17 protein-coding genes are annotated in these 23,341 nt (G+C 55.1%); 1 reads left to right on the forward strand and 16 read right to left on the reverse strand.

What is annotated here, in order from left to right:
* Window positions 1-16: 16 nt before the first annotated feature.
* The 8 genes from ACQKLP_RS24630 to ACQKLP_RS24665 form a co-directional block, all read right to left on the reverse strand.
* Complete coding sequence (locus ACQKLP_RS24630; RefSeq protein WP_427325734.1) at window positions 17-589, reverse strand: Crp/Fnr family transcriptional regulator; 573 nt, start codon at window positions 587-589, stop codon at window positions 17-19.
* An 83-nt stretch (window positions 590-672) separates the two neighbouring features.
* Window positions 673-1,704, reverse strand: coding sequence for a gliding motility protein GldN (gldN, locus tag ACQKLP_RS24635; protein ID WP_427325735.1), 1,032 nt, complete (start codon window positions 1,702-1,704; stop codon window positions 673-675).
* A gap of 22 nt (window positions 1,705-1,726) precedes the next feature.
* Window positions 1,727-3,265: a gliding motility protein GldM gene (gene gldM / locus ACQKLP_RS24640; protein ID WP_427325736.1), complete on the reverse strand. Its 1,539-nt coding sequence runs from the start codon at window positions 3,263-3,265 to the stop codon at window positions 1,727-1,729.
* Between the two features lie 56 nt (window positions 3,266-3,321).
* The gene (gene gldL / locus ACQKLP_RS24645) at window positions 3,322-4,056 is read right to left on the reverse strand and encodes a gliding motility protein GldL (RefSeq protein WP_240646559.1); all 735 of its coding nucleotides are present in this window, start codon (window positions 4,054-4,056) and stop codon (window positions 3,322-3,324) included.
* Between the two features lie 125 nt (window positions 4,057-4,181).
* Window positions 4,182-5,483, reverse strand: a complete 1,302-nt coding sequence (locus ACQKLP_RS24650) for an SUMF1/EgtB/PvdO family nonheme iron enzyme (protein ID WP_427325737.1) — start codon at window positions 5,481-5,483, stop codon at window positions 4,182-4,184.
* 390 nt (window positions 5,484-5,873) lie between these two features.
* The gene (locus ACQKLP_RS24655) at window positions 5,874-7,919 is read right to left on the reverse strand and encodes a thioredoxin domain-containing protein (protein WP_427325738.1); all 2,046 of its coding nucleotides are present in this window, start codon (window positions 7,917-7,919) and stop codon (window positions 5,874-5,876) included.
* Window positions 7,920-7,996: 77 nt separating this feature from the next.
* Complete coding sequence (locus ACQKLP_RS24660; RefSeq protein WP_240646561.1) at window positions 7,997-8,656, reverse strand: uroporphyrinogen-III synthase; 660 nt, start codon at window positions 8,654-8,656, stop codon at window positions 7,997-7,999.
* A 152-nt stretch (window positions 8,657-8,808) separates the two neighbouring features.
* A complete protein-coding gene (locus tag ACQKLP_RS24665; protein WP_427325739.1) occupies window positions 8,809-9,807 on the reverse strand; it encodes a DUF4271 domain-containing protein in 999 nt (332 codons plus the stop codon).
* Window positions 9,808-9,919: 112 nt separating this feature from the next.
* Here ACQKLP_RS24665 and hemW point away from each other — a divergent pair, with 112 nt between their 5' ends.
* Window positions 9,920-11,044 carry a radical SAM family heme chaperone HemW gene (hemW, locus tag ACQKLP_RS24670; protein WP_427325740.1) on the forward strand — a complete coding sequence of 375 codons (1,125 nt, stop codon included), beginning with the start codon at window positions 9,920-9,922 and terminating at the stop codon, window positions 11,042-11,044.
* On the opposite strand, the gene ACQKLP_RS24675 is transcribed toward hemW, so the two are convergent.
* The 8 genes from ACQKLP_RS24675 to ACQKLP_RS24710 all read right to left on the reverse strand — a co-directional run bounded on the left by ACQKLP_RS24675 (window position 11,041) and on the right by ACQKLP_RS24710 (window position 23,334).
* Window positions 11,041-12,060: an NAD(P)H-dependent glycerol-3-phosphate dehydrogenase gene (locus ACQKLP_RS24675; RefSeq protein WP_427325741.1), complete on the reverse strand. Its 1,020-nt coding sequence runs from the start codon at window positions 12,058-12,060 to the stop codon at window positions 11,041-11,043. The genes hemW and ACQKLP_RS24675 overlap by 4 nt on opposite strands.
* Before the next feature lie 138 nt (window positions 12,061-12,198).
* Complete coding sequence (locus ACQKLP_RS24680; protein ID WP_427325742.1) at window positions 12,199-13,596, reverse strand: efflux RND transporter periplasmic adaptor subunit; 1,398 nt, start codon at window positions 13,594-13,596, stop codon at window positions 12,199-12,201.
* Window positions 13,597-13,627: 31 nt separating this feature from the next.
* The gene (locus ACQKLP_RS24685) at window positions 13,628-15,082 is read right to left on the reverse strand and encodes a TolC family protein (protein ID WP_427325743.1); all 1,455 of its coding nucleotides are present in this window, start codon (window positions 15,080-15,082) and stop codon (window positions 13,628-13,630) included.
* A 149-nt stretch (window positions 15,083-15,231) separates the two neighbouring features.
* On the reverse strand, window positions 15,232-15,894 hold the full coding sequence (locus tag ACQKLP_RS24690; protein ID WP_427325744.1) for an ABC transporter ATP-binding protein: 663 nt from the start codon (window positions 15,892-15,894) through the stop codon (window positions 15,232-15,234).
* Window positions 15,895-15,931: 37 nt separating this feature from the next.
* Window positions 15,932-18,352 (reverse strand): ABC transporter permease, encoded by a 2,421-nt coding sequence (locus ACQKLP_RS24695; RefSeq protein ID WP_427325746.1) that lies wholly within the window; start codon window positions 18,350-18,352, stop codon window positions 15,932-15,934.
* A 26-nt stretch (window positions 18,353-18,378) separates the two neighbouring features.
* Complete coding sequence (locus ACQKLP_RS24700) at window positions 18,379-20,745, reverse strand: ABC transporter permease (RefSeq protein ID WP_427325747.1); 2,367 nt, start codon at window positions 20,743-20,745, stop codon at window positions 18,379-18,381.
* 19 nt (window positions 20,746-20,764) lie between these two features.
* Window positions 20,765-20,989 carry a hypothetical protein gene (locus ACQKLP_RS24705; RefSeq protein WP_423737091.1) on the reverse strand — a complete coding sequence of 75 codons (225 nt, stop codon included), beginning with the start codon at window positions 20,987-20,989 and terminating at the stop codon, window positions 20,765-20,767.
* A 2-nt stretch (window positions 20,990-20,991) separates the two neighbouring features.
* Window positions 20,992-23,334, reverse strand: a complete 2,343-nt coding sequence (locus ACQKLP_RS24710) for an ABC transporter permease (protein ID WP_427325748.1) — start codon at window positions 23,332-23,334, stop codon at window positions 20,992-20,994.
* Window positions 23,335-23,341: the final 7 nt, after the last annotated feature.

A 23,341-nucleotide genomic window follows, 5' to 3' on the forward strand; every position in this document is an offset into this window, starting at 1 on the left:
TTGTCTGCGCCAAGATTTACAACCGGACGCCGCCTAATAGCTTGCTGAACGTAGCAGGATCGATGCCGAGGTAGGAGGCGAGGTATTTGTGGGGGATGAGCTGGAGGACATGCGGGCTCCTGGCCAGGAGGCGCCTGAATTTCTGCTCCGCGCCTAGCGTCTGTATTTCGATCAGCCGTTCCATCACACCCGCCATGGCGGCCATGGTGCCGATGTGCACCCACCGGGCAATCGTGGGATGTTGCTGCATGAGCCGCTGGATATCGTTGTACGAAATCCGTAAAAAGGCGCTCTGGGTAAGGGTTTCCAGGTAATATCGCGAGGGTTGCTGCAGGAAAAACGAATCGATGATGCCGGAAAAGGAACCGGGATAGGAGAACATCAGCGTGGCTTCCTTTTGTCCTTCCGCGAGGGCGAACGCCCGCTGGAGCCCTTCGGTCACGTAATAGCAATACCGCTCGGTGTCTCCCGCGGCGGTAAGCACCGTTTTCCGTTTGCAGGCCAGCGGGTGGAAGCAGCCGGAAAGGTCTTCCCAGGCATCTTCCGGAAGCGGGACAACGGCATCTATGGCGGAACGGAGTTGCTGCATGGCTGTAAGATATAAAAAAAACCGCCCCGGATTACCCGGAGCGGCTTCTCATTATTGTTCGCAGGATTTGAGCGAATGGGAGATTAGTATTCCCACAGGTCCTGCTCTTTGTTAAAGATCTTGTCTTTGATGGCCTGGCCTTCCAGGAGGCGCATTACACCGTCTTTGATGTAGTTGCTGATCTCGCGGTTGAACGCGTTCTTTTCCTTCACAACGAAGCTGGAGAAGAAGCGCATTTCGAAGAGGTCTTCCCAGGTCATGGTAGACGCGTCGTTATTCTGGTTATATACGTCGTATTTGGCCAGAACGGGGCGCAGATCGGGATAATAGAGCCAGAACAGGGGGATGGTGGCGCGCACGGTACCGTCGTCGTTGATACGGGATACCATGGGGGCGATGCCGAGGATGCGGACCTTCAGCGCGGAGGCTTCCTGGTCAAACACCCAAACTTCCTTGATCTTGTACTGTTTGATCGTTTCGGGGTTGAACTCGTCGCGGATCGTGACGTTCTTTTCCTCGCCGGTAACCGGGTCGATGCTGCGAACGGTCCTTTCCTCGCCCGAGAGCTTGGTCATGATCTCGTCGTAGTTCATGAGGGTGCTGAAACGGTCGTCGATCGGGCTGAAAGCTTCAACTTCCTTGTTTTTGATCGCTGCAAGCAGGATATTGATGAGGAGCTGGTTGACGCCGGTCTCATCTTCCACGTTGTACTGGAAGGGGAGGTTCATCTTTTCGCGCACATCGATGATCTGCCAGATCTGTTTTTCCCAGAACTTGTCGTCTTCACGGATGTGATCGTAAGCGATGGGCACGCGGTCGCGGATAGGGCTCTTTTCGGAAACCCCGTCTACCCGCAGCGATTTACGCGGCGTATCCACCGGAGTGCCGACCCCGTCTTGCCGGAGCGATGCAGGTGCGGTGCCTGCCGGAGCGGCGGGCACGTTTACCGGGTTGCCGGTGGCCGGGTTGGTCACGGGTGCGGGTTGCTGCTGCTGCGGCTCGGGTTGCGGATCGGTATTACCTCTTCTGCGGCGCGACTGTGCGTCGGCGGAAGAAGCGATAAACACCAGCAACAATGCGCTCAGGCTGATCCTTTTCAATATTACTGCTTGCATAGCCAGTAACGGTTTTTTTACGTTAATTGATCTTGAAGTTTACGTTGGGCATGGAACGAACCCTTCCGTCCGGACCTTTCACCTTGATGTTGTCGAAATACACCTGGTCGCCGGGTTTGATGCCGCGGATGGCACCCTGCAACTCGGGGTTGGCGGGCCACAATTCGGACGTGGCGTCGCCTTCGGCATACGGGCGGTTGCGCGATTCGATACCCATACGGTAGCCTACTACAGCGTAGCGGACACCATCGAACACGAAGTCTTCCAGGTCGGCACGGAGGCCTTGCTGCACTTTGAATTCGGCGGCTTTCATGGTGGGGCCTTTGGTGAGGCCTACCTTGATAGACGGGTCGGGTACGTTCTTCACGCGGAATTCTTTAGAATCAAGTGTGGTCATTTTTCCATCAATTTCTGCGGTAACCGTAATTACGGCTTTACCGGTTGAGCTGACGGTCACCACGAATTCGCCCGGGCCTTTTTTGGTGATCTGGCCACCGCAACCGCTGATCGAAGCATTCACCTTGTCAGACGGTACGCCTGCGGCGGTGATGGAGATCGGGTTCTGGAGGGCCACATACATCACGTTCATTTTATCGGCCGAAATGGAAGTGGCTGCGGAGCTCACTTTATAAGTTTCTTCAAATGGCTCTTTAATCAGTTGTCCATTGGGTTTCATCAGTTCGATGATACCAGCGATTTTGAATTCGCCGACAGATTTTACTTCCAGTTCGTATACGCCTTTACCTTCGCTGGCAACTACCGGCTGGCCGTTGATCACGATCGTAGGATTTACGGTGCTGCTGTACGCGCCCATTACTACGGTTGCTTTCAGCTTCTGGCCAGGGGTAAAGGATTTGGAGTTGAGCGACACGAAAGCCGCCATCTTGTCGAACGAAAGGTCGTCTTCCGAAACTTCCTTCATCAATTTGTCGATGATCATGGCCTCGGAATTCCTGATATCGTTCTGGAATTTGCTGAGCAGCGTTACCGCTGCGATGGTTGGTACCATGTTGAAGTGGTACGCCGTCCAGTCTTTTTTTACCGGGCCTTTCTGGGCCGGCAGCTCTACGTGGAGCGGAAGCGTGGTATCAAAAGCAGGCCTGTCTTTCGGATTGATCAGCGCCAAGACCTGATTGCGGTAGGCACTCAGTTGTTTTTCAAGAGCGGGGCCTTTTTTCTGATTTTCCATGATTCGAGTCGGTGCATCAAGATTGTCTTTGCTCTTGATCTCACCTTCATCGTTGCGACCGCCGGCGGCTGCGATAATTTGTTCCTTGAGAGAGTCAAGGTAGGTATAGGTGTCGTTGGACAGTTGGCGGACCTGGTCAGCTTTTTCTTTCCTCGGTTTCACTTTCCCTTCGTCGTTCGCCATCAATTTTTCGAATTGTCTGTACGTTTTATCGTTTTTGTTGGCGATCGAGCTGTTGGAGTTGGTGATGGAATTGTTTACGATATCGAATGCGTTCAGGATCTCGGCGGATACGTTCAACGCTAACATTGCAGTAAGTACCAGGTACATGAAGTTGATCATCTTCTGCCTGGGATCTTTTGGTAATGCCATAGTAGTCTACAAGTTTTAGAATTGAATGTCTCTTGTTAATTCACTATTGCGTTACCTTATCTGCCTTGCATGGCTGTGAGCATGTTGCCGTAAACGGTGTTCAGGTTGCTGAGGTTGCGGGCCAGCAGCGTGATTTGTTCCTGCGTTTTCTTGGCATCGTCTACGCTGCCGCTCATGGCTTTGGAAGCCGTAAGCAGGTTGCTGTAGAAGCTGTTCATCGCTTTCAGGTGGTTATTGGTATCCTGCAGTTCCAGTTCGTAGATAGCGTTCAGGGAGGCCAGGTTTTTGGTCATGGACTGAACCTGCTCGTGGAAGTTGCGGGTAGATTCGGAAGCGTTGTTGAAGGTAGATACGGCTGCGGCTGCATTGGTGTAAGCCTGTGTCACGGAACCGATAGCGTTGGCAGCTTCGCGGGTTTTGGCGGTGTAATCGCCGGTGGCGGCTACTACATCGGAAATGTCGCGCATTTTGTCGACAGTGGTACCCAGTTTGGAGAAGTTGTCGCTCAGGCGGCTGAGGTTAGCGGGCGTGATGTCGGCTTCTTCCAGCATCTTGTCCATTTTGGCAAGGGTGGGGCTGCCGGCAACTACCACGCCACCAGCTGCGGGTGCAGGGCTGCTATCGGGAACGAATGCATAAACAAAGAAGATAAGGGCTTCTACGCTCAGACCCAGGATCAGTGCAATGTCTGCGCCAGGCCAGTGCTGCAGTTTGAAAAGCGCCCCGATGATCACCACCGATGCGGCGATACATACAAAGAAATTAAGCCATTTCGCTGTGTTAGGATTCATAGCCATAGGTTAAAATTTAATTTTATGGGTGATTAAAAGGTAAAAAGCTCGATGCATGCTTGCTGTGCTCATAATGATAGATTTTAAACGTGAGGTTTTATCACCAAGATTTCAGCTATTTATTCCTATTTCCTTTTGTTGAAATCGTTTTTGGACCGGCTCAGGAACGCGATGGTGCAACGGAAGCCGATGTAAGACTTCGCACTGTCCTGGTACTCGTAGGCACGCGTCCCGTTTTGCAGGAAGTGCCCGATATCCTTCCAGCTGCCTCCGCGGATGGTTTTCCGCTTCATCTTCGGCGGCGCATTGTCGGCAATGTCCATCCGCAGATAAGGGTTCATATCGGAGGTGAAGGAATAGGCGTTCTGATAATAAATGTCCTGCGTCCACTCGGCTACGTTGCCGGCCATGTTGTACAGGCCGTAATCGTTGGGCCAGTAAGCGTCGGCGCGCACGGTATAGAAACCACCGTCTTCCGGATAGTTACCGCGGCCGGGCTTGAAGTTGGCGAGCAGACAGCCTTTCTTGTTACGGATATAATAACCGCCCCAGGGGTACGGTGCCTGTTCACGACCGCCGCGTGCGGCATATTCCCACTGCGCTTCGGACGGCAGCTGGAATTTGTCTTCCGTGAAAAGCTTCTTGGAAGAACGGTAGTCGTCCCAGAACTTGGAGCGCCATTCGCAGAAGGTATTGGCCTGGTGCCAGTTTACGCCCACAACCGGATAGTTGTCGAACGCAGGGTGCCAGAAATACATACGCGTCATAGGCTCGTTGTAGGCGTACGAGAAGTCGCGGATCCAGCAAAGGGTGTCCGGGTAAATGGGCACGTCTTTCCGGTCGATGAACTGGGAACGCGGTTTGTCTTTGTTCTCACGCAGCTTCGCCTTGTCCCAGTTGAAACGCTCCTCGTGGTATTTCAATTTACGAACGTCGATCTCCACGCGGCCGTACAACCGGTCTTCCGGTGAATACATCATCGCGTCGAGCTTTTCGTAAGTCGATTTGTCTTTCCAGTTGATCTTCTGCTTCCAATCAACATAGTCTACCCCGTTGTCATTCTTCACATGCCCCATGAGCACGTGCGCCATGGAATCGATCACCCAGTTCACGAACTGACGGTACTCGTTGTTCGTGATTTCGGTGGCATCCATGTAAAAACCGGAGATCGAGATCGACTTATTCCTTGCCGTGAAGGAATAATTCACATCCTCGTCGTTCGGCCCCATGTGAAAAGTCCCGGAAGGAACATAAACCATTCCATAAGGTACGGGGGGAGTGTACTTCGGCCTGGGACTAACGCCTATCAACTGACCCTGCGCGTTCTTGGCGGATTTGCCCCCGCCACCGCAACTGGCCAGCAATACCGCCAGCAGCACGACCAATAGCCCACTACAATAATTAAGCTTCATAAGGGTGACTTTCATTAGAATACGTTTTTTCTTTAACCTGCCAGATGCTTCTGCCAAACGACAAGACAACACTACAGTCACGCTTTTCACCTGGTTGTATCACAGAAAGATAGCAAATGTATTATTTTTTTTTAATCCGTAGTATGTTTTCTTCCAACTTTTTCAACCGCGCATTTCCCGGCTACGCAATATAGTAAAACGAAGGTTTTAACATTTTATTATGTCGCAACACCGATCGCCGGCAATTTAGCGGCACGCTCCGGGGATAACGCCTTTCCATAAAGGTCTGTCCATCAAGTCCAAATACGCATTTACAATAAATATAATATTTATTTGAAAATAATCAACGCAGGATTTTCCTCCGAAATGCTAATTTATCAAAGGGAATGCAATTTACAACAATTCTCATATTAAATTATTGATTTCCGATATATATTCTACCGGCCGCTCGCAGCGGTATTCCCGGCAAACATATATCAACGTCTTCCCTTCCACCCTCCTGTTTTGCAGCAACGGCATGTCTTCCACATCGTTATCCGCCCCCAGCAGCACCTTGAAAGGCAGGTACCTCGCGTTCAGCTCCTTCATCCGCTCCAGGTAGTCCGGCCCGGCCACTGCCAGCTCCGGTTCCCCCTGCACCAGGCGCATCACCATCGCCGCCCACACCCCGAACGAAGTGGGGTACCGCATCACCGTCTGCCCCAGGCTCGCCGTCATGGCCAGCGCCCTTTCCGCCCAGGCCCTCTCGTCATAAACAATGGAAAGATGCCAAAGGTTATGCGCCATCAGCGCATTGCCGCTCGGCACCGCCCCGTCGTACACCTCCTTTTTACGTACGATCACATCTTCCTGCCCGGATTCGGTGTAATAGAAATAACGTCCGGTTTCGTCTCCGAATTGTGCCGTCACATAGTTTGTGATCGCTTTTGCTTCGCGGAGCCAGTCCAGGTTGCCCGTTACTTCCTGCAATGCGATCAGTGCGCGGATGAGCGCGGCGTAATCGTCGAGGAACGCGGGATAGCGGGCCTCTCCGTTCTTATACGTATGCCAGAACGCCGGCGTTTCCCCGGGCCTGCGCATTTTTTCCATCACCAGCTTCATCGCGCGTTCGGCCATCGCCGCGTATTTCTCCTCGCCCAGCGCGCCGGCCGCTTTGCACAGCGCGTGGATCATGAGGGCGTTCCAGCCCAGGAGGATTTTATCGTCCAGCCCCGGTCGCACACGCCTGGCGCGGGCTTCCAGGAGTTTGGGCTTGCACCGCCGGATGAGCGCGTCCAGCTCCGCAACGCTCATTTGCTGCTCCGCCGCCACTGTGGCGATGGGGCGCGGCACCCAGAGGATGTTCACGTCTTCCCAGTTGCCATGCCGGCTCACGTCGAAATACGCGCAGAAAGCGGGCCCGTCGGCCCCGAGGAGCGCCATCACCTCTTCTTCGCTCCACACATAGAATTTCCCTTCCACGCCTTCCGAATCCGCGTCCAGCGCGGAATAGAAGCCGCCTTCAGGCGAAGTGAGCTCCCGTTCCAGGAAGCCCAGCGTTTCCTGCACGGCCACCGCGTACCGGGCTTCGCCGGTGAGTTGCCAGGCTTCGCAGAGCACGTCGGTCAGCAGCGCGTTGTCGTACAGCATCTTTTCGAAATGCGGCGCGAGCCACTTTTCGTCTGTCGAATATCTCGCGAAACCTCCGCCCAGCTGGTCGTTGATCCCGCCGTCGATCATCTTGTCGAGCGAAAGGAGCGCCTGTTGCAGGGCGGCTTCGTCTTTTTTCATCCGGTAATAGCGCAGCAGGTAGCTGATGGAAAAAGTGCCGGGGAATTTCGGCGCGCGGCCGAACCCGCCCCATTCCTTATCCGCCTGGCCGAGAATGGCCAGCGCCATGGCATCGCACTGGGCGGCGGTGAACTGTTCTTCCCGCGGCAGCAGGTCATTGACGGCGTCCATCCCGAACTGGTTGCTGTTTTCGAGGTGCTGGGTGAGGTTGGCGGCCTGCTGCTCGATGTCGGCGCGCTTGGTGTTGAAAGCGTCCGAAACGGCCCTCAGCACTTCCGTCCACGAAGGCCGGTTGTAGACGGCCTGCGGCGGAAAGTAGGTGCCGCCGTAAAACGGGCGCCTGTCGGGCAGGAGAAACACGTTCAGCGGCCATCCGCCCTGGCCGCTCATGGCCTGGAGGGCGTCCATGTAAATATGGTCGATATCGGGGCGCTCTTCGCGGTCGATCTTGATGTTGACGAAATGCTCGTTCATGATGGCGGCGGTGGCTTCGTTCTCGAAGCTTTCTCGTTCCATGACGTGGCACCAGTGGCAGGCGGCGTAACCGATGCTGACGAGGACGGGCTTGTTTTCCGTCCTGGCTTTTTCGAAGGCTTCTTCGCCCCAGGGGTACCAGTCTACCGGGTTGTGCGCGTGTTGCAGGAGGTATGGACTGGTTTCTTTCGCTAATCTGTTTGCCATCTTGCCTTGTTTTTTACGAAAATAAAAAAGGGGAACATCATTCGATGCTCCCCCGGTAATTTTCGTAAAGGTCGATATTATTTTTGAAGTCCCTGCAGGAATTGTTCCAGCGCGGCCACCATGGAGGGGGCTTGCGGTGCGGGGGCTTTGATGTCGAGTTTCAGGCCGGCTTCTTCCACGGCGGCGGAGGTGGTGGGACCGAATGCGCCGATGCGGGTGCCGTTCTGTTTGAATTTCGGGACGTTTTCGAAGAGGGATTTCACGCCGTAGGGGCTGAAAAACACGATGAGGTCGTATTCCGTTTTCAGGACTTCGGACACATCGTTCGAAACGGTTTTGTACAGCGTGGCTGCAGCATAGTCACACTTGTTTGCCTTCAGCCATTCTTCGATGTCTTTTTTCTGGCTGTCTGCACTGGGGAAAAGGAATTTCTCGTTTTCCCTGTGTTTGTTCATGACTTCCAGGAGGCTTTTGGTAGAACCGTCTGCCCCGTAAAACACTTTACGTTTGCGGTAAAGGATGAATTTCTGGAGATAGAGTGCAACCGCTTCTGTAATGCAAAAATATTTGCATTCCTGCGATACCTTAACTTTCAGTTCCTCGCAAATACGAAAGAAGTGATCTACGGCATTCCGGCTGGTGAAAATCACTGCGGAATGGTTGACAATATCAATCTTCTGCTTGCGGAACTCCTTACCAGGCACACCTTCTACCCTGATGAACGGAAAGAAGTCCAACCGTACGTTGAATTTCTTAGCGAGGTCGAAATAAGGTGATTTCTCTGTTTCTGGCTTAGGTTGGGAAATTAGGATCGTCAGTTGTTTTTCCTCTTTTTTTGGCCCGCCTTTGATCATACGAAATTTGCTCTTGTGTTAACAATGTGGCTTCCTTAAGGGTTACCAGTTAACCAAAGTAAAAGTACCTTTGTGATTATTAAAACCGGCACTACTTCGAATGCGCAAAGGTAAAGAAAAAAATGCAATTTGCTGAAGGAGAGATATTGACGCACGAGTGAATAGGACCTTACATACCTGTACACAACCAGTAATACAATAAAAAATATCGATATATAGAGGCAAATACTGGCAATTTCCGGTGAACAGAACGCCAAAACCACCAGGAAAGGCGCCAGCAGGATCCCCAGCACCTTGTTGATCAGGTAGAGGATGAAAACGTACGCATCCACCAGTTCCTCACTCCCGAAAAGCCATCCGCAGAACCGCAGCACCACGTATTTCACGAGATAAATGATCCCCACCAGCAGCATCAGCCCCGGTATGAGCATCCAGGCGATGGCGCCCGTCGGGTAATCGAGCCGGTACATGAGCAGGTATAAATACAGGCCCAGGCTGATGACGAAGAAGAAATTCAGGAGGAAGTTCGGGAAGGGCGATTGCGACAACTGGTCCTTCAACTGCCGCTGGCTCAGCGTGGGGTTGAAGAAGGCGCGGAACATATCATTGAAATATTTCAGGTAGGAACTGCGGATGATGCCTAACAGCAGTACCACGCCGGCCACGAGGTATACCAGCCAGTCTTGCCCGGGACTTTTGCGGGGGGGATTGACGTCGAGCAGTACGGGCTTGCCTTTGCGGGAAAGAAAGGTGTTCTTTTCGAGGAGCGACCGCATGATGGTGTCATACGCATGCACTTTGGGCGCAGCGGCCAGCAGCGAGTCTGCTACCCGGGCCTTCAGCGAGTCTGCCGCATGAAGCGCCGCGGTTTGAGCGGAATCTGGCTTACCTTTGTGCGCAGCGGCGGGCCTGGTGGCGGCGGCAGCAGGGGTTTGCCGGGGGGCTGCAGGCTTCTTTTTCGCGGAACTGTCGGCCTGCGCCATCGTTTGGAGGGCACATACGATCAGCATCCATATCATCATCCAGGTTCGCAACGGCTAAAATTTTATAATGCAACTTAACTTTTCCAGTTCCAAAAATATCAACAAAACTGACATGTATTTTCGAGGTTTGCAAATTAATCCCCTAAAACTTTTCTAAGCGCGCATGGCCGGAATCTATCTCCACATACCGTTTTGCAAAAAGGCTTGCCATTACTGCAACTTTCACTTCTCTACTTCCTTGCAGCTGCGGGGCGAGATGGTGGAATGCATCGCGGCCGAAGCGGTCCTCCAGCGCAGCTACCTCCAGGGCCAGCCCGTGGGCACCGTCTACTTCGGAGGCGGCACCCCCAGCCTCATCGGGCCGGAAGCCATTCAACGTTTGCTGGACGTTCTCCGCCAGCATTACGACATCCTCCCCGACGCGGAAATCACCCTGGAAGCCAATCCGGACGATCTTTCTCCCGAAAGCCTCCGCGCTTTCCGGGCCACGGGCGTCAACCGCCTCAGCATCGGGGTGCAGTCGTTTTTCGAAGAAGACCTGAAATGGATGAACCGCGCCCACCATGCGGAACAGTCCATCGACTGTTTGAAAGAAGCCCGCGCAGCGGGGTTCGATAACTTCAGCATCGATCTCATTTACGGCGGCCCCACCCTTACCGACGAGCGCTGGCAGGCCAATATCCGCCAGGCCGTGGCGCTGGACATCCCCCACCTCTCCTGCTACGCCCTCACCGTGGAGCCCGGCACCGCGCTCGATCACTTCATCCAGCACCACAAAATCCCGCCCATCGACCCCGACCGTGCCGCCAAACATTTCGGCATCCTCATGGAAGCCCTGGAAACTGCGGGGTACGAACATTACGAGATTTCCAATTTCGCCCTGCCCGGCAAGCGCTCGAAGCACAACAGCAGTTACTGGCAGGGGAAGCATTACCTCGGCCTCGGCCCTTCCGCCCATTCGTTCAACGGCATTTCGCGGCAGTGGAACATCGCCAACAACCCGCTGTACATCCAGAGCATCAAAAAAGAAACGGTCCCGTTCGAGATCGAAATGCTCAGTCCCAGTATGGCACTCAATGAGCATATCATGATCTCCCTGCGCACGGAAGCCGGATGCCAGCTGGAAACCGTGGCAGCGCGATTCGGGGCCGACAAGAGATCGGCGCTCCTGGCCGCCAGCCGCGAGTTCATCCGCAAAGGCTGGATGCGGCAAGACGATGACCGCCTCACGCTCACGCGCGAAGGAAAATTCTTTGCCGACGGTATTGCCGCCGCGCTTTTCTTTTAAATCAGCCCTTTTTCGAGCTCGAGGAAAGCTTCTTCGGGATGCAGCTGCTCCCAAAGGATCGCGTAGATTTTCTGTGCGATGGGCATGTATGCGCCGATGCGCCCGTTGATCTCCGCGATGCAACGGCTCGCATAATACCCCTCCGCGATCATGTTCAGTTCCAGCTGCACGGCCTTAACGCTGTAGCCTTTGCCGATCATGTTGCCGAAGGTGCGGTTGCGGCTGTGGAGCGAGTAGCAGGTTACCAGCAGATCGCCGAGATAGGCGCTGGCGTTGTAGTTGTGCGTCACGGCTTCGCGGCCGCTGCCGGCTTCGTACTGTCCGTATTTCTCCAGGAATTCCTGCATTTCGCGGAAGCAGTTCGTGATGAACACGCTGAGGAAATTATCGCCGTACTCGAGGCCATGCGCAATGCCGGCGCCCATCGCGTAAATATTTTTCAGCACGGCGGCGAACTGCACGCCGTTGAGGTCGGTATTGGCGATGGTCTGGAGATAACTGTTCGTGAAAAGTGCGGCGATCGATTCCGCCGCTTCGAGATCGGTACCGGAGAACGTCAGGTACGACAGCTTTTCGTTGGCCACTTCCTCTGCATGGCAGGGCCCGGTGATAGTGAAGTATTTTTCCGCCGGAACGTTGAACCGCTCGGCGAGGTAATCGTTGATGAGTTGATTGGTGACGGGCACGAGGCCTTTGATGGCCGAGATCACTTTCTTGCCTTCGAACGCATCGGCCGGAAGCGGTTCGAGCACGGCGGGGAGAAATGCGGACGGTACGGACAGGATAACGATATCGCTGGCAGCCACCACTTCCGCAGCGCGGCTGTTCAGTGAAAGCAGGCTCGTGTCGAAGTAAACGGAGGTGAGATAATGTTTGTTATGATGGCGCAACTGCATGTGTTTGATGGTTTCTTCGTTGCGTATCCACCAGTGAATATGATTATTGTTGTCTGTCAGTATTTTGGCGAGTGCGGTCGACCAGCTGCCGCTTCCAATGATCCCGATATGGTTTGCCATGCGCTTCTGTTCCGTTTGGTTGGGCGCAAAGGTACGAAAATATAAAGTTACGGCTGGCTGGTGCCTTGTATTGCGATGTATGTAAAAATAAAAGGGGCGGCTCGTGAAAGCCGCCCCTGCATTATATTTCAGGTATAATTACTTCTTCGCTTCGAACAGTTCCGAACGGGGAACCACTTTCACTTTCTTCCCGTTTTCCAGCTCGCGGGATACGGCGGTGTACGGACCGCTCACCACGCTTTCGCCGGCTTTGAGGCCGGAGGTGATCTGGATATTGTTATCGTCCTGGATGCCGGTGGTTACTTTGCGGAGCAGCACGGTATTGTCGGGCTGCAGCACGAATACCACTTCCTGGAAGTCTTGCCGCTGGGTGCCGCCGCCTTCCGCGTTGGCGGCATTGGCGGTGTTGCCGTTGTTTTCCTTCGGCGCCTTTTTCGCGGACTTATCCTTCTTCGCAGTATCGGAAAGATCGCGGGTGGTTACGGCGTTGATGGGGATGGAAAGCACGTTTTTCTCGGTGCGCGTCTGGATGTCTACGTTGGCCGACATGCCGGGGCGGAACGGGAACCGGCGCGGGTTGTTGGGATCGAGCAGGTCTTTGTAAGACGACACCAGGATGCGGATGCGCACCACGTAATTCGTTACCTGCTCGGCAGAGGAGGTGCTGGTGTTGGAAGCCGTTGCCGCGCCTTTGGAGGAGCTGGCGATCTGGGTCACCAGGCCTTTGAATTTGCGGCCGGTATAAGCATCCACTTCGATCAGCGCGGAATCGCCGACCTTTACTTTCGGGATATCGTTTTCGCCAACGTCTACCTGCACTTCCATGGTAGACATATCGGCGATGCGCAGCATTTCTGTACCCGACATCTGCCCCGTTCCTACCACGCGCTCACCTTCTTCCACCGAAAGGAGGCTCACGGTGCCGCCTGTGGGCGCGGCGATGGTGGTACGGCTGAGGTTTTTGTTCGCTTCGGCCAGGTTCGCTTCGGCACTGGCCACGGCGAATTTGTTGGCGTTGATGCGCTGGCTGGCTGCATTGTAGTCAGACAGGGCGGCTTTGTAGGTAGCGTCTGCCGTTTCGAATTCCTGGCGGCTGATCACTTTTTCCTTATACAACTGGTTGTTACGGTCGTAAGACGCCTTGGCCTGGTCGAGCCGGGCTTTGAAAGCCGCGAGCGCCGCGGTGGCGTTGGCAAGTTCCGCCTGTGTCTGGGAAACGGCGGCCACCTGGCGGTCGCGGTTGGAGGCGTAGATGTCTGCGTATATGTGCGCCAGCGTCTGTCCTTTCATCACGGAATCCCCTTCCTTCACGAGCAGCTTGGTAATTTCACCGGAAACGTCGGAGCTTACTTTCACTTCCACTTCCGGATAAATTTTGCCGGAGGCGGAAACGATTTCGATGATATCCTTATCGGAAGCCTTGTCTACAGCTACTTTCAGCCCATCGTCCTTCCCTGATCCGCGGACGATGGCCACAATGACGATAAGGGCCACCAGGGCCCCTATCCACCAAAAAATCTTTTTTCTTTTCTTCATATACGCTTTGTATTACTGTGTCCCGGAACACCTACAGCGTAATTTTCTGATCGCGATAGAATTCCAGTAGTTTAACTTTGAAAATATAGTCGTACAAGGCGGAGACGCGTTCGATCTGCGCCTTGAAAAGATTCGTTTGCGTGGTGACGTATTCCACCGTGTTCATGAGCCCCACTTCGAAGCGCTTCGTCGCGAAGTCGAACGCTTTCTGGGAAGCCCGTTCCGTGGTGATGGCCGCCTGGTATTTCTGATAGGCGCCAACAGCGTCTGCATGGGCGGTATAAACATCCTGGCGGAGCTGGAGGCGATTGATGTCTTGCGTCAGTTTCCGGTTTTCCAGGTCGATCTTCGCGCGCTCCACCTGTCCGCGCAGCTGCCATCCGTTGAAGATAGGGAAGCTGAGGGAAATACCGATATTCTGACCGAAGTTGTCCGACAGCTGGCGGCCTACGGTATATTTCCGGGTAGCGCGGTTGTTGAATTTATCGTAAGTGAAAACGGTATCGAGGGGGTTCGATTTCGGGAAACCGATGCTGGAAACGTAGGTCACGAAGTTATCAGGACCATACTGTTCGTAGCGGATACCGCCGGCGAGCCGCGTATCTGCACCGGCATTGGCCCGGAGACGGGGATACATGGCGCCTTTGGCGGCGGAAAGGGTTTTGCTTGCCGATTTCACGCGCATTTCGTCTGACCGGTATTGCGGCTGGATCGAAAGTGCGGAGCTGAACACCATTTCCGGCGAAGTTTCCGTGAGGTTGATCACGGGCACGGCGGCGATGTTGTCGGGGATCTTGGTATCGAAAGGCACCTCAAAGCCCAGGTTCAGCAAGGCTTTCATCTGGAGCGTCCGTAAAATGACGGCATTCTCGGCGGTTACCAGCGTGGAGCTGTCCCGCGCCAGCTGCGCCTCCAGGTCTGCCTGGTTGCTTTCGGGCACCGACCCTGCCAGCACGAGCTTCTTCGTGTTTTCCAGCTGTGCCTTGCTCAGGTCTACCTGCGCACGGCTGATCTTCACTTGTTCCCCGGCCAGGAGTATCTGCAGGAACGCGTTCGCCACGTTCACACCCATATCGTTCCGCGCTTTTTCCAGCAGGTAATTCTGCGCATACACTTCGTATTTGGAAGAAGCCACCGTATTCCGTTTCTGGAACCAGCCGAACAGGTCGGCCCCGGCCGAAAGGCCCAGGCTGGCGTTGAACGTGGCCTTGTTATCGAACTGGTTGGTGGTAATGTTGATGGACCGGCCGAAGATATAGCCCGCGCTCCCGTTGCCCGACAGCGTCGGCAGCATGGACATCCTGTCAACTTTCAGCGTCAGTTCCGCCAGCCGCTTGTTCAGCACGCTTTGCTGCAACGTCAGGTTATGGCTGAGAGCATACTCGTAACAACGCTGGTACGTCCACTCCCCTTCCTGCGCCATTGCCGGGCGGACAGACAATACCAAAGCCACGATGAGGGCGGTAAAAGCGGGCGAAAATTTCATAGCCGGTCGTAAAAATTTGAAATGTTGTGATACCATGCCGGTTTCCTGATTTATAGGCACAAACTTCCTGCGTGCGGCAAGGGGCCCCACGAATTTAAGGCAAAACATCATATGATGAGTTTTTAGCTTCCGGAAAAATATCCAACCGGTCATTGGATCCTTCCGTCCATGATTTGAATGACCCGGTTGCCGTAACCGGCATTGACGTCGGAATGGGTTACCTGGACGATCGTGATGCCGTCCTTCTTATTCAGCTCCGAGAACAGTTCCATGATCTGCCGGGCCTGGTCGGAATGCAGGTTGCCCGTGGGCTCGTCGGCGAAAATCACCGCCGGTTCCGCCACAATGGCCCTCGCGATGCCTACCAGCTGCTGCTGGCCGCCCGAAAGCTGCGTGGGGAAAAGGTCTTTCTTCGCCACCATGTTAAACCTGTCGAGTATATCCGCCACGCGGCTCTTCCGTTCGCCGGAAGGCACGTTTTTGTATAACAGCGGCGTTTCTATGTTTTCGTACACCGTCAGCTCGTCGATAAGATGATAGGCCTGGAACACGAACCCGATCGATCCCCGGTGCAGCTGCGTTCTTTTCTTGTCGTTCATCTTGTGCACCGGCTCGTCCTGGAACAGGTACTCCCCTTCCGAAGCATCTTCCAACATCCCCAGGATGTGCAGCAAAGTCGATTTTCCAGAGCCCGACGGGCCCATGATCGACACAAATTCCCCCTGCTGGATGTCCAGGTTCACGTCTTTCAAAATCTCGTGCTTCCCGAAACCTACCGGATAGTGCTTTGTAATGTTACGCAGTTGTATCATGATCTGAATGTAAAAAAAATTATGTTCTGGAAATATGCTATTCCGTTCTCAATGATTTGACGGGGTTAATCAACGCCGCCCTTACGCTCTGGAAGCTCACCGTGAGCGCCGCCACCAGCATGGCCAATCCGCCTGCCAGCAAGAAGATGCTCCAATGAATGTCTGTCCGGTAAGCGAACTCCTTCAGCCATTGCCGCATCAGCACCCATGCCAGCGGAGATGCAATGAGGATCGCGATGCCCACCAGCACGAGGAAGTCGCGCGAGATGAGCGTGGCCACGCCCGCCGCCGAAGCGCCCAGTACTTTCCGTATCCCGATCTCGCGGGTACGCTGCCCGATGATGAGCATCGCCATGGCGAACAGCCCCATGCAGGAAATGATGATGGTCAACACCCCGCCGCTGATGAAAACCCGCATCAGCGTTGCTTCCGCACGGTATTGCCTTTCTGTGTTCTCGCTCACGAACGAACCGATGAAAGGGGTTTCCGGCGCCACGCGCTTCCAGGAAGCCGCCAGCTTGTCCATCGATACAGACAGCGCCTCCGGCGTCACCCGTACGAAAATATAAGCCGGCCGCTGGTCTGGCCCCAGCAAATGCAGAATGAGCGGTTCGATGGGGTTATGCAGCGATTTGTAATGGTAATCTTTTACGATGCCGATAATGGTATATTCCGTGGCGGCCGCATCCTGGTCGTCCATCCTGAAACGGTATCCCACATGGCCTTTCCCCGGGCCGAACTGCCGTGCCATCTGTTCGTTGATGATCAGGCTGTTGGAGTCCGACGCGAGGGCCGCGGAAAAATCGCGCCCGCCGGTCAGCTGCAGGCTCATGGTTTGGACGTAATCCGTGGAAATGCCCTGCCAATGGGCCTGCATGTCTTTCCCGCCGTCTTCCCAGGAAATAATGGAAGTGCTCATGCTGCCGTCGAGCCCGCGGCCGAAGTTCGTGTTGGCGCCAGTTACGGACAGGATGCCAGGCTGGCCTTTCAGGTCGGACCGGAGGCGCTCCAGCAGGGCGGTCCCGTTTTCCTTGGCGCCTACGGGCACGCTGATGACTTCGGAGGTATTGTAGCCGAGGGGTTTATTCCGCAGGTAATTCATCTGCCGCCAGGCGATCAGCGTAGCGATGATCAGCAGGCAGGAAAAAACGAACTGGGTAACGATGAGCGAATTGCGGAAATAATTCTTCCGTCCCGTCGTCATCTTCCCTTTCAACACGAGCAACGTGCTAGCGCGGGCCATGAGCGCAGCCGGATATCCGCCGGCGAAGGCCGTCACCACCAGTAGCGTCAATATGATGCCGCCGATGAACTTCGGTTCCAGCAGCAGCGAAAAGCTCACGCCCGAACGGAAGAGCGAATTATAAGCCGGCAGGAGCAAAAAGGCGGCCAGCCCGCCGATCAGCAGCGCAAAAACGAACAGCAGGAAAGCTTCGCCCCAGAGCTGGAGGCTCAACTGCCATTTCTCTGCGCCCATCACCTTGCGCATGCCCACTTCCCGCGCGCGGGTGAACGAGCGGGCGAGGGTCAGGTTGACGAAGTTGATGCTGGCTATGAACAGCAGGAACCCCGCGATGAAGAGCAACATCAGCACCAACCCTTTCTTCTCGCCGCCAAGATTGGAATTCGGCGAAAAATGCACTTCCTGCATGGGAATGAGCCCCAGCAGCTGGTATTCTCCGTAAGGACCGGGGGCGGCGCCGGCATTTTTCTGCCGGGCAATGTCTTCCGCATAATATTTTTCCAGCAAAGCCTTGCTCGAGCGCGCCACCGCTTCGGGCGAAGCGCCGGGCTGCAATTCCACAAAGGTTTCCAGGCTGAAGCTGAACCAGTTGTCTTTGTTCCCCGCGTAACTGGGTTGATTTTCCAGCCGCACGATGGAAGAAAACGTTACGCTGGAATTCTCCGGCGCGTCGGCCAGCACACCCGTAACGGTAAAGGGTTTCCAGATGTCTCCCAGCTTGAGTTCCAGCTGTTTCCCCACCACATCGGCCGTCCCGAAAAGGTTTTTGGCCGTGGTTTCGGACAATACGATATCGGTGAGCCCCAGCCGGGTTTCGCCTTTCAGGAGAGGGAAGGTGAATATCGAGAAGAAAGACGGATCGGTATAAGTGGCGTTGATGGCCTGTTGTTCGCCGGTGGTGCGCACGGCCACCCCGTTCTTCACGAGGCGCACTACCTCCTTCACTCCCGGGATTTCCGCCTTGATGGCGGGCGCCAGGGGATGCGGCGTATTGTTCATGGGCGTTACCTTTTCGGCGGTGCGCACGTCCTTATAAATACCGAATATCCTGTCGCCTTTTTCATGGAACCTGTCGAATGAAAACTCCTTGTACACGGTCATGCACAGCAGCAGCGCGGTGGCGATGGCCACGGAGAGGCCGACGATGTTCACGAAGGTTACCTGTTTGGCTTTCCAGATGTTGCGGAAAGCGATCTTGATATAATTTCTCCACATAAAAATCGTGGTTTAAAGGTTCGTTGTTATTCTGCCCGGAGCGATTTGACCGGGTTCATCCTTGCGGTGCGTACCGACTGGTAGCTCACGGTCATCATGGCCAGGGCGAGCGATAACAGCGCCGTTCCCGCGAAAATCCACCAGCTCAGCTCGATGTGCATGGAGAACTGTTCCAGCCAGCCCTGCATGAAATAAGCGGCCAGCGGCAATGCGATGGCAACGGCCACGAGCACCAGCCGCAGGAAGTCTTTGCTGAGCAGCACGAGGATCTGGCCCACGGTGGCGCCGAGCACTTTCCGGATCCCGATCTCTTTGGTCCGCTGCTGCGCCGTGAAGGCCGCCAGCCCGAAGAGGCCGAGGCATGCGATCATGATGGCGAGGATGGTGAATACGGTCGACAGCCGGCCGATCACCGCTTCGCTTTTGTACATTTTCTCGAAGAAAACGTCCATGAACTTCAGTTCCAGCGGGTATTCCGGGTTGAATTCCTTGTAAACGGATTCGATGCTGGCCAATGCTTCGTCTGCCTGGCCGGGCTTGATGCGCACCATCACTTTGCCGCCCGGCTCATTGAAGGATTCCAGGATCATGGGTGCCGATTTCTTGGAAAGGTGCGAGCTCGCAAAATCGCGCACCACGCCGATGATGGGCGTTTGCCGGTCGCCGACGGTGATAACGCGGCCTACCCAGGGCTTTTGCAGCTTCATGAGCCTGGCGGCGGTTTCGTTGATCACGACGGCGTCTTTGTCCGTAGGATGATCTGCCGAGAAGGTGCGCCCCTCCAGCATTTCGAGCTGCATGGTTTCCCCGAAGCTGTCTCCCACCGTAATTTTATCGAACAACACCGATTCCGTAGCCGATTTCCCGGGCCACGACACGCCATGCCCGCTGTTCCCCACATCGATGGGCAACTGGTTGGCGACCGTGGACCCCATGATACCAGGCTTGCCTTCCAGCGCACGGCGGAACGTTTCCAGGTTTTCGGACAATCCGCCTTCGCGGGTGAAGTATACCACCTGGTCTTTGTTCAGTCCCAGGTTCCGGTTTTTGATAAATTGGATCTGCAGGAACACGAGCGCCGCCGCCACGATGAGCACGGTGGAAATCGCGAACTGGAAAACGACCAGGCCCTTCCGCAGCCAAACCGCAGATGATTTCAACCGCAGCATCCCGCCCTTGAGCGTGGAAACGGGGTTGAGGGAAGACAGGTAAAATGCAGGGTAACTGCCCGCCGCGAACCCGGTGAAAAGCCCCAGTACAAAGATCGCCAGCATATTGTACCAGGTGAACAGCGGCACGCCGATCGTGGTATTCACCATCGATTCGAATGCGGGCATCAACAGCCACACCAACAAAACAGACAATACCGAAGCGATCATCACCAGAGCGAACGATTCGCCCAAAAATTGCGACACGAGCGAGAACCGCCCTGCCCCGATGCTTTTGCGAACGCCCACTTCCTTACTGCGCTGTACCGCCCGCGCCGTAGACAGATTCATGAAGTTGATGCATGCGATCAGCAGTACGAACACCGCTACGATGATGAACAACCGCACATATTCCATCCGGCCCGGCAACAGTTTCCCGTCTTTGAACGAACCTTTCAGGTAAATATCGGAATAGGGATAGAGGAAAACCTCAGTGGAAGATCCTTCCGCATTGCGTTTGATGATGTCTTTCGCGCTGGCGTTCACTTTGTTGATGTCGGCCTTGTCGTCGAGCAGCACGTACGTCCGCGGCGCGTTGTTGCCCCAGCTTTCGAGCCAGGGATTTTCTGCCTTCAGCTCCTGCATGGGCAGCAGGAACGCGAACTTGAGGGAACTGTTCTCAGGTGGAGCTTTCACCACGCCAGTCACCGTATAGTCTTTAGCGTTATCAATCCGGACGATTTTACCAAGCGCCTTTTCGCCACCGAAAAGGGTTTCGGCCGTTTTATCGGTCAGCACCACGCTGCCCGGCTGCGTGAGCGCGCGGGCGGGATTACCTTCCTGGAAGGGGAAGGAAAATATCGAGAAAAATTCGTTGTCTACGTTGTGGCCGGCAAACTTGAGGTTTCTCTCCCCTACCGAAATCAGTTTCTCGACGTTCCAGCTCACGGAAGCCGCGGTGCGGACGCCCGGCACTTCGGTCTTGAGCTTGTTCAGCAGCGGACCGGGCGTTGCCGTGGTGGTGAGCATATCGCCATGCGAATAATACTGATGCTCGTACACCTGGTAAATATTGGGCAGCTTTTCGTGATAGCGGTTAAAGCTGTATTCGTTAGCCACCCAGAGTAAAATGAACATGCAGGCCGTCATCCCGATGGTGAGACCGGTAATGTTGATGACGCCGAAAACCTTGTTGTTCCAAAGGTTTCTCCAGGCGATCTTGAGATGGTTGCTAAGCATGTGCATGTTGAATGTCGTTAAGCGGTTAAAGGTTCGTTGGCGTTTGGGGCTCGCCGCCCCGATGGCGGCGGTACCGGTTCAGGAGGAAAAGTCCGGCCAGCAGTACCAGCAAAAGCGGCAGCAGCATAGACGGCAACAGGAGCATCGCCTGGAAACCGTCTCCTGCAGCTGCTTCGCAGGAAGCGCTCCCGGGGAGCACAAATCCCAGTTGCGGCAGGAGGATGTTCGGGTCCAGGCAATGCGGTATCATGGTCAATCCGTTTTTAAAGTTTGAACAGGGTTCGCCAGCGCGGCTTTCAGCGATTGTGCGCCGATGGTGATAAGGGCGATGGCCACTGCCATGCCGCCTGCGGCGAGGAATATCCACCAGGGCAACCCGATCCCGTAGGCGAAGTTGCCCAGCCATTCGTTCATGGCGTACAGGCCGATGGGCGTTGCCACGGCAATGGCCACCAGCACGGGCTTGAGAAAATCTTTCGTGAGCAGGCGGAGGATCCCGGGGATGGAGGCGCCCAGCACCTTGCGGATCCCGATCTCCTTCGTCCGCTGGCCGATGGCGAACGTGGCCAGGCCGAACAGCCCGAGGCACGACAGGAATATCGCCACCACGGCAAACGAACTGAACAGTGCGGAAGTCCGTTTTTCGTTGAGGTACAGATTCCCGTTGGTGTCTGTCAGGAACGACGAATGAAACGCGTAATCAGGATTGTATTGCTTCCAGATCCCTTCCACTGCGGCCAGCGCTTCGGCATTCCGCCCGTCTGTGCGGACGAAGAGGTTGCTGCCGGCGGAACTGTAATACATCGCCAGCGGCATGATCTTTTCCCGGAACGAACCGAAATGGAAATCCTTCACCACGCCAATTACCTGCCCCTGGGTTTCCCACATCTTAAACCGCATGCCCACGGGGTTTTTCAGCCCGAGCACGCGCACCGCTTCTTCGTTGAGGACAAACCCGGCGCTGTCTGCCTTACCGGCGCGGAAGTTCCGTCCTTCCTTCATTTCCAGCCGCAATGCGGGAATGAATTGTTCATTGACGAACAGATATCTGACATTGGTGTTTTGTCCGGCGGATTTGCCTTCCCAATCCAGGTCACCGGTAGAATTGTCGATGTAAGTGATATTCGTTCCGGCGAACGCGACGGCTTTGACGCCGGGGCTGTTCAGCAGTTGCTGCGTTACGGCTTCCTTGTGCTCGCTCATTTTGCCGGCTTCGGCCACGAACACGTTTTCCCGGTCATATCCCGGCCATTCGGTCTGCATGTATTGCAGTTGTTTGCTGATGACGAAGGTGCTGCCGATCAATACGATCGACACGGCAAACTGCGTCACCACCAATCCTTTCCGCAACCATCCCCCGCCCTTGCCCGATTTGCTGCGCAGATTACGCAAAGGCTCCAGCGCAGCGAGCTTCAGCGCGGGGTAAATGGCAGACAAGGCGATCATGGCCAGCATCGAAACGCCCAGGCTCTTTGCCAGTGCCGCGCCCTGCAACGACAGCGACAATTCTTTTCCCGTCACCTGTCCGTAAAACGGCGTCATGACCCAGATCAGGAGCAATGCTACCAACAGTGCGGTCCCGAACACGATGGCAGATTCGCCGAACACCTGTCGGAAGAGTTGCGCTTTGCTGGCCCCGATCATTTTGCGGACGCTGATTTCAGCCGTGCGCTGATGGGCCCTTGCCGTGGCGAGGTTCACATAATTGATGCAGGCGATCAGCAAAATCACGATCCCTACCATCGCCACGCTCTTCACGATCTTCACCTGCCCCGGCTGCCCGTCGGGCCGGTAAAGATGCTGCTGTTGCAGGGGCATGAGGAGATATCCGAATTTGAAGCCCTCCGCCCCGGGGTTGGCCGTTTTCCAGTTGCGGTCTATGCCCGCGTTCACCTGCTTCACGTCCATTCCCGGTTTCAGGCGCAGGTAAGTGAATAGGTAAAAATTGCCCCAGTCGTCGTCGAACCCTTTCCAATATTTCGAAGAATATTCCGCTTTGCGGATGCCCATCGGGTAAAAGATGCGGCCCCTGATATTGCTGTTGGCCGGCAGATCGCGGATCACGCCGGCTACGGTAAATTGTTTGCTTTTATCGACCAAAACCGTTTTCCCGACGGCTTCTTCCTTCCCGAAAAACGCTTCGGCGACGGATTCCGTGATGACAACGGATTGCAGGTCGCGGAAAACGCTTCCTTTCACGACGGGGAAATCGAACATATTGAAGAACGAGGGATCCACGTAGAAATTCTCCCGTTCGAAAATCGTTTTTCCGCCGACGTCGTACCTGAATTCCCTTTCGCCGTTCAGCACACGCACCGCTTCCTCCACGCCCGGAACGGATTCCAGGGCATGCGGGGCCACGGAGCCCTGCGTCGATTCCCAATATTCCTTCTTCCCGCCAGACTCGAACCAGGTGTTTACTTTGTAAATCTGGTCTGCATGCTGATGGAACCCATCATAGCCGTATTCGTCCTGCACCCAAAGGAACAGCAGTGCGCTCACGGCCAGCCCGATGGCGAGGCCGCCGATGTTCAGCAGCGCGTACAGCGGGCGGTTGAACAAAGTTCTGCAGGCGATTTGAATACGGCGGATCATAGTGGCG

This window comes from Chitinophaga sp. NPDC101104, from assembly GCF_050277495.1.
GTDB lineage: Bacteria > Bacteroidota > Bacteroidia > Chitinophagales > Chitinophagaceae > Chitinophaga.